This is a genomic window from Rhodovibrio sodomensis (assembly GCF_016583645.1).
Taxonomy (GTDB): Bacteria; Pseudomonadota; Alphaproteobacteria; order Kiloniellales; family Rhodovibrionaceae; genus Rhodovibrio; species Rhodovibrio sodomensis.
In genome coordinates, this window is the sequence record NZ_NRRL01000153.1 from 1 (window position 1) to 9,857 (window position 9,857).

The window sequence follows — 9,857 nt, forward strand, 5'->3', positions numbered from 1 at the left end:
CCTCCCCTTCGCTCGAAGGGGAGGGCTAGGGTGGGGTAGGTCTGCACGGCTTTCGCGCCGCGAAGGCCGCAGGAAGCCACCTCACCCTGTCCCTCTCCTCCCATTGGAGGAGAAGGAACCCGCTGCCGCGCCCTGCCAACCCGTTGGCGAAGGGAGCCCCAATGAGCGACGACACCACGGCCGCGCCCAAGGCGGCGCCGCGCGCCCGGCCGAAGGCGGCGGACGCGCGCACGCTGGCGGAATTCCTGGTTCGCCCGGAGCCGAAGGACCCGCGCCTGACCCAGGAGGTCGAGGGCGTCGACCAGGACGGCCAGCCGATCGCCACCCGCGTGGTGATCGAACGCCCGCTGACGATCTACCTGAACAACCAGGAAATCGTCACCGCCATGACGGTGGCGGACTACCCCGAGTACCTCGCGGTCGGGTTCCTTCTGAACCAGAACATGCTGCGCCCGGACGATACGATCACCGGCATCGACCACGACGACGAACTGGAAGTCGTGGTGGTGCGCACCGACCGGGAGACCGACTACGAAGAGAAGCTGAAGAAGAAGACCAAGACGTCCGGGTGCGCCCAGGGCACCTCGTTCGGCGATCTGATGGAGAAGTTCGACGAGATCGCGCTGGCCACCGACGCGACGATCAAGACCTCCTGGCTGTACAGCCTGACCCGGAAGATCAACTCCACGCCCAGCCTGTACCTGGAGGCCGGCGCGATCCACGGCTGCGTGCTGTGCCAGGAGGACCGGCCGCTCTTGTACATGGAGGACGTCGGCCGGCACAACGCGGTGGATAAGATCGCCGGCTACATGTTCCTGAACGACGTCTCGCCGGCCGATAAGATCTTCTACACGACCGGCCGCCTGACGAGCGAGATGGTGATCAAGACGGTGCAGATGGGCATCCCGATCCTGGCCTCGCGCTCCGGGTTCACCGCCTGGGGCGTGGACCTGGCCCGGCAGGCGGGCCTGACCCTGATCGGGCGGGCCAAGGGCAAGCGCTTCATGGCGCTGTCGGGCGCCGAGCGGATCGTCTACGATGTCGATCCGCACAAGCTGGCCGACGAGGACCCGAAGCACCAGCGCAAGGGCAGCCGTGGCGATGGCTGAGACCGCAAGCTCCGGACCTAACAATCCGCACGCGCCCGCGGTCTGCGGCGTCTTGCTGGCGGGCGGGCAGTCGCGCCGGATGGGCGGCGGCGACAAGACGCTGCGCAAGCTGGGCGACCGTCCCATCCTGCAGCACGTGATCGACCGCGCCGCCCCGCAGGTCGAGCGGCTGGTGCTGAACGCCAACGGCGACCCCAACCGCTTCGCCGACGTGCGCCTGCCGGTCGCCCCCGACGTGGTGGAGGGCTTCGCCGGCCCGCTCGCCGGGGTGCTGACCGGCATGGAGTGGGCGGCGCGTCACGCCTCCGAGGTCACCTGGGTCGCCAGCTTCGCCTGCGATGCGCCGTTTCTGCCGACCGACCTGGTCGCCCGCCTGCGCCAGGCCGCCGAGGCCGACGGCGCGGACCTGGCGTGCGCCGCGAGCCAGGGGCGCAGCCACCCGGTGTTCGGCCTGTGGCGCGTCGACCTGCGGCACGACCTGCGCCGCGCGATGGTCGAGGAGGAGGTGCGCAAGGTCGACGTCTGGACCGCCCGGCATAAGCTGGTGACGGTCGACTTCCCGCTGGAAGACCGCCCCGACGGCCCGCGCGATCCGTTCTTCAACACCAACCACCCCGACGACCTCGCCGAGGCGGAGCGGCTGCTCGCGGCCGGGTAGGTGTGACGTCTCACAAAAAACCAGAGAGTCTCACAATTAATCGCGCGTCTCGTCGGGTGGCTTCATCGACATTTGCCTCAAGGCTAGGTCGAATGTAACTGGGGCATCTTCCCGGGCACGGCGTAAGGTGAGACTCATCACGGGTTGTCCGCGGGACTCTACTCTGGTTGCGTCGGGGTATGGTCGACGTGCCGCCAGATCTGGACAACGCTTCGCACGAGGACCTCAAGGAGTTGGTGCAGACGCTCCTTGAGCGCGTGAACGCCGCGCTGCGCGATGAGAACGCCCGGCTCAAGGGCAAGCCGCCGCGGCCCGATGTGAAGCCGAGCGGCATGGCGGAGAAGGCGCAGAGCCGTGGCGCGTCGAAAGCGAAAGCCAAGAGCAAGAAGCCCGGACGCGGCAGCAAGCGCAGTCGGCTGAGGATCGACGAGGATCGCCACCTGCAGCCGGCGGACCTGCCGAACGGCTCGCGGTTCAAGGGTTACCAGGATCACCTCGTCCAGGAGTTGGTGATCCGGGCGCGCACCGTGCGGTACCGCCGCGAGCGCTGGCTGACGCCCAACGGGCGGACCGTGACGGCGGAGCTGCCGGGTCACGTCCAGGGGCACTACGGCGGCGATCTCCGCCGGCTGATCGTAACCCTGTACCATCGCGGGCAGATGACCATCCCGCGGATCACCACGCAGCTGCGCGATCTGGGCGTCGACATCGATCGCCGGCAGGTGCGCCGCCTGCTCGACGACACGGACGCCGAAGCGTTCCTCACCGAGGCCCAAGACGTGCTGCACGCCGGGCTGGCGACGGCGGCCTGGGTCAGCGTCGATGATACCGGCGCTCGCCATCAGGCGCGCAACGGCTACTGTACCCAGATCGGCGACGACCGGTTCACCGCGTTCCTGACGCGCTTTTCCAAGAGCCGGCAGAACTTCCTGGAGCTGCTGCGCGCCGGGCACACGGATTACGTCGTCAACGCCGAGGCGCTCGCCTACATGCGCGGGCGTAACCTGTCGCAGGCGGTGATCGACCAGCTCGCCGAGGGCCCGACCTACTTTCCGGATGCGGCGAGCTGGCAGGCGCACCTGAGCGCACTCGGTTTGGACCAGGCGCCGTGCAGCCTGACCCGGTCCGTATCGCGACAGAGGGGGCGCTCTGGGGCGCGGTGATCGAGCACGGCCTCCTGCTGGACGCAGTGGTGCTGTCGGATGACGCCGGTCAGTTCCGGGTCGGCAAGCACGCGCTGCGCTGGGTCCATGCCGAGCGGCTGGTCAACGGCCTGGACACCTTCAACGCCGCCCAGCGCAAGGCCGTCGACTGGGTCCGCCGCCTTATCTGGTGGTTCTACGCCGACCTGAAGCTCTACGCCGAGGCGCTCACCGCCGAGCGCAAGGCCCAGCTCAGGCGGCGGTTCGACCGGGTGTTCGACCGACGCACCAGGTTCGCTCCGCTGGACCGGCTGCTGCGCCGGCTGCACGCCCGCAAGAGCGAGTTGCTCACCGTTCTGGATCGCCCGGAGGTGCCCCTACACACCAACGGTTCGGAGCGCGACATCCGCTGCCAGGTCACCCGCCGGAAGCTCTCCGGCGGCACCGTCAGCGACCGCGGACGTGACTGCCAGGTGTCGGTTTCCTCGGGCTGATGACCACCTGCGACAAGCTGGGCGTCTCGTTCTGGGATTACCTCGGCAACCGGCTCGCGATCCCGGATGTCCCAGACGTCCCGCCACTGCCCGACCTCATCCGAGCCCGGGCGCCGACCTGAGCCGGGCCCGTCCCATCACATCGACAACTGCTGATTGGACGGCGTCGGACCACCGGCATGCCGCGTGCCCGGGTTTTTGCCCAATGTACGGTCGAATCTCATAAGCCACAGATGCGCCGGAGTTTTGAACGTCAGGCTCATAACCTGAAGGTCGTGGGTTCAAATCCCACCCACGCAACCACCGATGTCAGCACCCGCCCATCACTCGATGCGGCGGGTGTTTTTGTCCCCGACGCCAGGCTCAGAATGCCGGCGAGATCGCCCTCCAGCCACAAGGCGGCACGGCCGTCCTGGTCAGGCGAGACGACGATCCGGCCGACCAGCGCCCGGACGTCGTCGCCCGCCTCCAGCCGCGTGCGCTCGTCCTGCAGCGCGGTGAACAAGCCGTCGATCCGCTTGCGGTATTGCTGCGCCATGTTGGGGTGAAGGAGGGCGGGCGGCGTCGCCGCGTGGGCCAGGTCCTCGGTCAGCTTGGCCTTGCGGTCCTCCAGAGCGAACAGCTCGTCTTTCATGCCAGGGGTTCGGTAGCCTTCCTTGATCGCCTCGACGATCTTGTGGATGCCCCGCTCGACCTTCTCAAGTTCCGCCTGCTTGGCGGCGATCCCCGCGGACGCGTCCATCCGCAGCCGGTTGAGTTCGCGCGTGAACTCCTCGCAGAACGCCCGGAAGAGGCTCGGGTCCATGAGCTTGTCGCGCATTGCGGCGAGCACGCGCGCCTCGAGCTCCTGGCGCCGGACGCGCAGAGCGTTTGTGCAGGTTCCCTTGTTCTTGTAGGTCGAGCAGCCGAACAGGTCGCGGTAGACCATGGAGTAGCCGCCGCCGCACTCCCCGCACTTGATCAGCCCCGAGAAGAGGTAGCGGGTGCGGCGCCGGGCAGTCAGGGCGTTGCCGTCGTCCTTGACGTAGCGCGCGCGGATGGCCGTCTGGCGCTCTTTGACCTTGGTCCAGAGGGCGTCGTCGACGATGCGCAGCTCCGGGACGTCCTGGGTAACCCACTGCTCCGGCGGGTTCGGGCGCGCCACCCGCTTGCCGGTGGTCGGGTCCTTGAGGAAGCGCTGCCGGTTCCAGACCAGCCGCCCGATGTAGAGCTCGTTGTTGAGCACGCCGTTGCCGCGCTTGGCGTTGCCGAACAGCGTGCTCGGACCCCAGGCCTTGCCGCGCGGCCCGGGAACGCCCTCGGCGTTGAGTTCGTGGACGATCTGGGTCGGGGACTTGCCCACGGCGTAGTACGTGAAGATCCGCCGCACGACCGCAGCCTCGGTCGGCTCGATCGCGCGTTCGCCGCGCTCAGGGGTGCCGTCGGGGCCCGTCCGGTGGACGACGCGATAGCCGTAGCTGTTGCCGCCGCCGGATTTGCCGTCCTGCACGCGCCCGCGCAGGCCGCGGCGGGTCTTGTCGGCCAGGTCCTTGAGGTAGAGCGCGCCCATCGTGCCCTTGAGGCCGATGTGCAGCTCGCTGATATCGCCCTCCGACAGCGTCACCATGCGCACCCCGGCGAAGGTCAGGCGCTTGTAGACGCCGGCGATGTCCTCCTGGTCACGGCTGATCCGATCCAGGGATTCGGCCAGAACCACCTGGAAGCGTCCGGCTTGGGCGTCCTGCATCAGCGCCTGGATGCCCGGGCGCATCAGGCTGGCGCCGGAGATCGAGCGGTCGCTGTAGCTGTCCGCGATCGGCCAGCCCTCGTGCGCGGCGCGCTCGCGGCAGAGGCGCAGTTGGTCCTCGATCGAAGCATCGCGTTGGTGGTCGGAAGAGTAGCGGGCGTAGAGAGCGACGGCGGGCATGGCGGGACCTCTCGGTTACTCCTCCGAGTTTGAGTCCGTTTCACCTTTCGAACAAGCCTCAGCGTGGTGCGTTCGCGCAGCGTGGCGGGCGAGCGCCCGGACGATCGCACGGAGCCGGAGGTCGGACCGGTCGGCGACCTCTTGAAGCATCGCTCGGTTTGCAGGGCGCTCAATGCGTCCGGCCTTTGGGGGCTTGCTCTCCATTCGACAGAGGTTGGAGGGTTGCCACGATGGCGAACATCGCTTTGTAGCAAGCTACGTCCAAAACACTGATGCGATCTTGTCTCAATTTGGCGGCGCTTAGACGGAGATCGTTGTTCTGGAAATGATAACCCGCCATTATCGCGAACTGCAGATTGTACATACCTCGTACATTCGGGTCTTCGTTGATGCCGCGGTAAGGTAATCGGCCGAGAGCCTCTCCGGCGGCCTGTTACGGTAACCGATCATGAGAAGACTGCTCTCAGCGGGAAAATTCTTAATTGTTGCCCCGCACCTCCGTGCTGAGGCTCGGCTCCAGCTTCTAGGTTTCCATTCGAAAAATTCATGCACGTCATTAAAGGCCCGGTAACCCTCGCGAAGCTGTACTGCGCACCGTCATGCGGCGGGTCGCCGCGGGTCCACGCAGTTAAGCTGGAGGCAACGCAGGACCATGACCAATCCGTTCGCGCGCCTACGCATTACCACGCGGACCACGCTGGTCACGATCGCCCTGATCGGCGCGTCGATCGCCGCCGTGAGCGCGGTCACGCTGTTCCAGATCAACGCCGAGATCGAGCGCCAGACGATCGAGCGGCAAAACGCCAGCCTGCGCACGGCGGCGGTGGTGATGTCGGAGCGCTATCCGGAGCTCGACGTCCAGCTCGGCCCGGACAAGCAGGTGCAGCGCCTGACCTTGCCGGAGATTCCCGAGTTCGACGGCCACGGCATGATCGACAAGGTCGGCCTGCTGACCGGCGAGACCGCGACCGTGTTCGTCTACGAGCCCGAGAACGGCGACTTCTGGCGGCGCACCACAAACATCGTCAAGCCTGACGGCAACCGGGCGGTGGGCACCAATCTGGGCAAGAACGGCGCGGTCTATCCGGTGATCACCGCGGGCGAGACCTACCTGGGCGAGGCCACCATCCTGGGCCGGGACTACTTCACCGTCTACGAGCCGATCTTCGATCCAGCCGGCGACGTGATCGGCATCCTCTACGCCGGCGTGCTCAAGGACAGCCTGACCGCGATCAAGGACAAGCTCGCCCTCGGTCTGATGGGCGCGGCCGTTGTCTTGCTGCTGCTCTCCGCCGCGTTAACCTTCGGGCTGTTCCGGCGGATGCTGCGGCCGATCCCGCGCCTAACGGCGGCGATGTCGACGATCGCGAATACCCAGGACATGACCACGGACGTGCCCGACCAGGACCGTCGGGACGAGGTCGGCGACATGGCCCGGGCGCTGGAGACCTTCCGCGCGGGCCTTGCGGACAAGCAGCGCCTGGAAGCCGAGCAGGCAGAAGCCGAAAAGCGCGCCCAGGAAGAGAAACGGCAGACGGCCCGCGCGCTCGCCGACAAGTTCGAGCAGTCGGTCGGCCAGGTGGTGCAGCAGCTGGCGGGCTCCGCCGGGCAGCTGGAACAGGCCGCGCAGACGATGTCGAGCACGTCGGAGCAGACCATCCGGCAGGCCGAGACGGTCGGCGCCGCATCCGAGGAAGCGAGCGCCAACGTCCAGACAGTCTCCAGCGCCTCCGAGGAACTGGCGAGCTCGATCCAGGACATCAGCCGGCAGGTCAGCGAGTCCTCGCGGATTTCCTCGGAAGCCTCCGAGCAGGCGCAGCGGACTAACCAGCAGGTCGAGGGGCTGAAGGCCGCCGCGGACAAGATCGGCGAGGTGGTGCAGATCATCTCCGACATCGCCGAGCAGACCAACCTGCTGGCGCTCAACGCCACGATCGAGGCCGCGCGCGCCGGCGACGCCGGCAAGGGCTTCGCGGTCGTGGCGAATGAGGTCAAGTCGCTCGCCAACCAAACCGCCAAGGCGACCGAGGAGATCCGCGGCCAGGTCGATCAGATCCAGTCGGAGACCGGCGCGGCCGTGGACGCGATCCAGGGCATCTCGACCACCATCGATCGGGTCAACGAGATCGCTCAGTCGGTCGCCTCCGCGGTCGAGGAGCAGGGCGCGGCGACGCAGGAGATCGCCCGCAACGTGCAGGAGGCCAGCCAGGGCACCCAGGAGGTCACGCGCAACATCTCCGGGGTCAGCGAGGCCGCCCAGCAGGCCGGGCAGGGTTCCAGTCAGGTGCTGTCTGTGGCCGGCGAGGTGTCCGAGCAGTCCGAGCGCCTGCGCCACGAGGTCGACGACTTCATCGCCGAGGTCCGCGCTGCCTGAGCCGACCTGCGGTCTTAGTTGCTACGAATGGCAAACGGCCTGCACCCCTTGAGCCGTGGTTTGAAAAGGCAGCCGACGACCGCCCACGCGGAGTGTGAAGGGCCGGATCTGCGATGCGGCCCTTCACACAAGTATTTAAGCCAGAGATCCGAACAGCCTCGCGTCGACGTCCCGTACTGACCTGTCGCGAACGTAATAGCGAACGGAGGCTAATCCGCCCAGTCGCGCCCTTCCTGCTCCGCGCGTTCGCGGGCACTGGGGTTCACAGAGGGACGGAAGGGCACGCGGCAGACCCTGGCGCGAACCGGCTGACCAGAGACATCGGAGTAGTATGCCGGTAGTTCGACCTTCAGTTCCGTGTCCCGGGCGCTCAAACGATAGGGGACGTAGCCGAGCGCGATGTTCGTCTCTAGTTCGGGCGACCACCATGGCGAGGTGACATAGCCGACGCGACCGGCGCCAGGCTCGCGGATCAGCCAGAAGTCACTGGCGTAGTCCGTGATCGGATGGCCCTCCATCTTGAGGCCGACGAGCTTCAGTGCGAAGGGGTAACGGCCGGCATCGATCTCGGCGCGCTGTCGTTCCAGCTCTCCCTTGCCGATATAGTCAGCTTCCTTCTTGCGCGGCACCTGATAGGCCAGGTTTGCCTGGAACGGCGAGGTCTCGAAGTCGATGTCTTGGCCCCAGGACAGAATACCCGCTGCAATGCGCCGGTGGTGCGCCGGCGCGATCACGCGCAGGCCGTAACTCGCGCCAGGCCCGCGGATACCGTACCAAACCGCTTCCGCGTTCAGCGTGGCGTTATACGCATAGACCTCGTAGCCCTTTTCGCCAGTGAAGCCGGTTTGACTCACGACCACTGGACAGCCTCCGATTTTTGCGTGCATCAGGCCGTAGTAGGGAAGGTCTTTGACCTCATCGCCGACGATGTCGGCCATAAGAGGCTCGGACAGTGGGCCTTGAACCTGTAGGGGCGCGACATCCAGTTCGCGGATCGTGACATTGAAATGCAGGCCGTGGTTCACGCCCTGAAGCCAGAGCATCAAGTCGGAATCCGAGATCGAAAACCAGAACTCGTCCTCAGCGAGCCGCAGCAGCACGGGATCGTTTAGAATGCCGCTTTGTTCGTTGCACAGGATGGCATACTTACCGTGCATCGGCTTGATCTTGGTGGCGTCCCGCGTAATCACGTAATTGACGAAGGCTTCGGCATCCGGCCCCTTCACCTGGATCTGTCGCTCCACCGCCACATTCCAGAGGGTAACACGGTTGACTAGAGCGTCGTATTCGGCCATCGCGCCGCCGTCTTCCGGCTTCACGTAACCACGGGGATGGTACATGCGGTTGTAGACTGTCGCGCGCCAAGCTCCGGCCTCAATCGAGAGATGCCAGAACGGCGATTTGCGAACCCGGGTCGACACCAGCATTTGCACAGGGGTCGGACCCGATTGCCGAAGGTTGAAGGGGACGTTGCGATCCGATTGGTCGATGCTCGGGACGTTCGGGTGCGCGTGATACTGTTCGTGGGTCAGTTCGTGCGCCTTGGGAAGCTTGCCGTCATCCATGGTTTTGTGTTCCGTCCACATGGGTCATGTGGCGGGAATGGTCGTGCGGGCACATCGCGTCTCTGAGCCTGAAGAACGGCGTCAGTGATGTGTCCATCGGTACACCCCGCCCGGTTGGCGTCTGAACTCGTGGTGGCAGGTTTCCTGGCTCGCGGGTTATCGCGCCTTCGGCGGCCTTCCCAGCGCGTCCTGATGGCCGCGTCCAGTGGCATGGACCCTCATACCGGTCCTTCGGGCGACGGCGCTCGCCGCTTACAGTTGCGGGGGCAGCTTCGGCCTTGGCGTCGCCGCCGACGCTCGCCGGGACACCGCACCGAATTCCCTGTTCACCCCGATCAAGGGGCACCACCACATGACACCATGTGTCATCGCGCCGAATTTCAGTATCGATAGAGCGCCATACACTCGCCTCACCGCGTCGTTGTTCGCGCGATCACCTTCTTGATGCCATGACGCAAGACGAGCTGTAGCGCGTCAAGCAACGTGACCGGTTGAGCGACAAGGTCGTAGCCGGTGCGGGTCGATGATGTTGAGGGCTTAGCTTTCGGTGTCGTCACCTCCTTCTCGGTTGTTGTCGCTGGGGTTGTCGCCGAGGCTGTCGCTGTCGGA

At 66.2% G+C, this 9,857-nt stretch carries 9 protein-coding genes and 1 riboswitch; of the genes, 6 read left to right on the forward strand and 3 right to left on the reverse strand.

The window, feature by feature from the left end:
• The first annotated feature begins 161 nt into the window (after positions 1–161).
• From fdhD to CKO28_RS29005, 5 genes are all read left to right on the forward strand, one after another.
• Complete coding sequence (gene fdhD / locus CKO28_RS25110; RefSeq protein ID WP_200343740.1) at positions 162–1,109, forward strand: formate dehydrogenase accessory sulfurtransferase FdhD; 948 nt, start codon at positions 162–164, stop codon at positions 1,107–1,109.
• The gene (mobA, locus tag CKO28_RS25115; protein ID WP_200343742.1) at positions 1,102–1,767 is read left to right on the forward strand and encodes a molybdenum cofactor guanylyltransferase MobA; all 666 of its coding nucleotides are present in this window, start codon (positions 1,102–1,104) and stop codon (positions 1,765–1,767) included. The genes fdhD and mobA overlap by 8 nt, the downstream gene beginning before the upstream one ends.
• Positions 1,768–1,934: 167 nt before the next feature.
• Positions 1,935–2,930: an IS66 family transposase gene (locus CKO28_RS25120; RefSeq protein ID WP_200343744.1), complete on the forward strand. Its 996-nt coding sequence runs from the start codon at positions 1,935–1,937 to the stop codon at positions 2,928–2,930.
• Entirely contained in the window at positions 2,876–3,403 is a 528-nt protein-coding gene (locus CKO28_RS25125) for an IS66 family transposase (RefSeq protein ID WP_200343746.1), read from the forward strand. The genes CKO28_RS25120 and CKO28_RS25125 overlap by 55 nt, the downstream gene beginning before the upstream one ends.
• Complete coding sequence (locus tag CKO28_RS29005) at positions 3,403–3,525, forward strand: hypothetical protein (protein ID WP_274611086.1); 123 nt, start codon at positions 3,403–3,405, stop codon at positions 3,523–3,525. Before CKO28_RS25125 ends, CKO28_RS29005 begins: the two co-directional genes overlap by 1 nt.
• A 137-nt stretch (positions 3,526–3,662) precedes the next feature.
• Here the strand turns inward: CKO28_RS29005 and CKO28_RS25130 are convergent, their stop codons facing one another.
• The gene (locus tag CKO28_RS25130) at positions 3,663–5,309 is read right to left on the reverse strand and encodes a recombinase family protein (protein ID WP_200343748.1); all 1,647 of its coding nucleotides are present in this window, start codon (positions 5,307–5,309) and stop codon (positions 3,663–3,665) included.
• A gap of 652 nt (positions 5,310–5,961) precedes the next feature.
• On the opposite strand from CKO28_RS25130, the gene CKO28_RS25135 reads away from it, so the two are divergent.
• The gene (locus tag CKO28_RS25135) at positions 5,962–7,683 is read left to right on the forward strand and encodes a methyl-accepting chemotaxis protein (protein WP_200343750.1); all 1,722 of its coding nucleotides are present in this window, start codon (positions 5,962–5,964) and stop codon (positions 7,681–7,683) included.
• Positions 7,684–7,892: 209 nt separating this feature from the next.
• On the opposite strand, the gene CKO28_RS25140 is transcribed toward CKO28_RS25135, so the two are convergent.
• Positions 7,893–9,248: a glycine cleavage T C-terminal barrel domain-containing protein gene (locus CKO28_RS25140; protein WP_242480809.1), complete on the reverse strand. Its 1,356-nt coding sequence runs from the start codon at positions 9,246–9,248 to the stop codon at positions 7,893–7,895.
• Between the two features lie 117 nt (positions 9,249–9,365).
• A riboswitch (cobalamin riboswitch) is annotated at positions 9,366–9,613 on the reverse strand.
• Between the two features lie 45 nt (positions 9,614–9,658).
• Positions 9,659–9,857: hypothetical protein (locus CKO28_RS28135; protein ID WP_207168925.1), on the reverse strand; the 199-nt coding region annotated here is incomplete at its 5' end.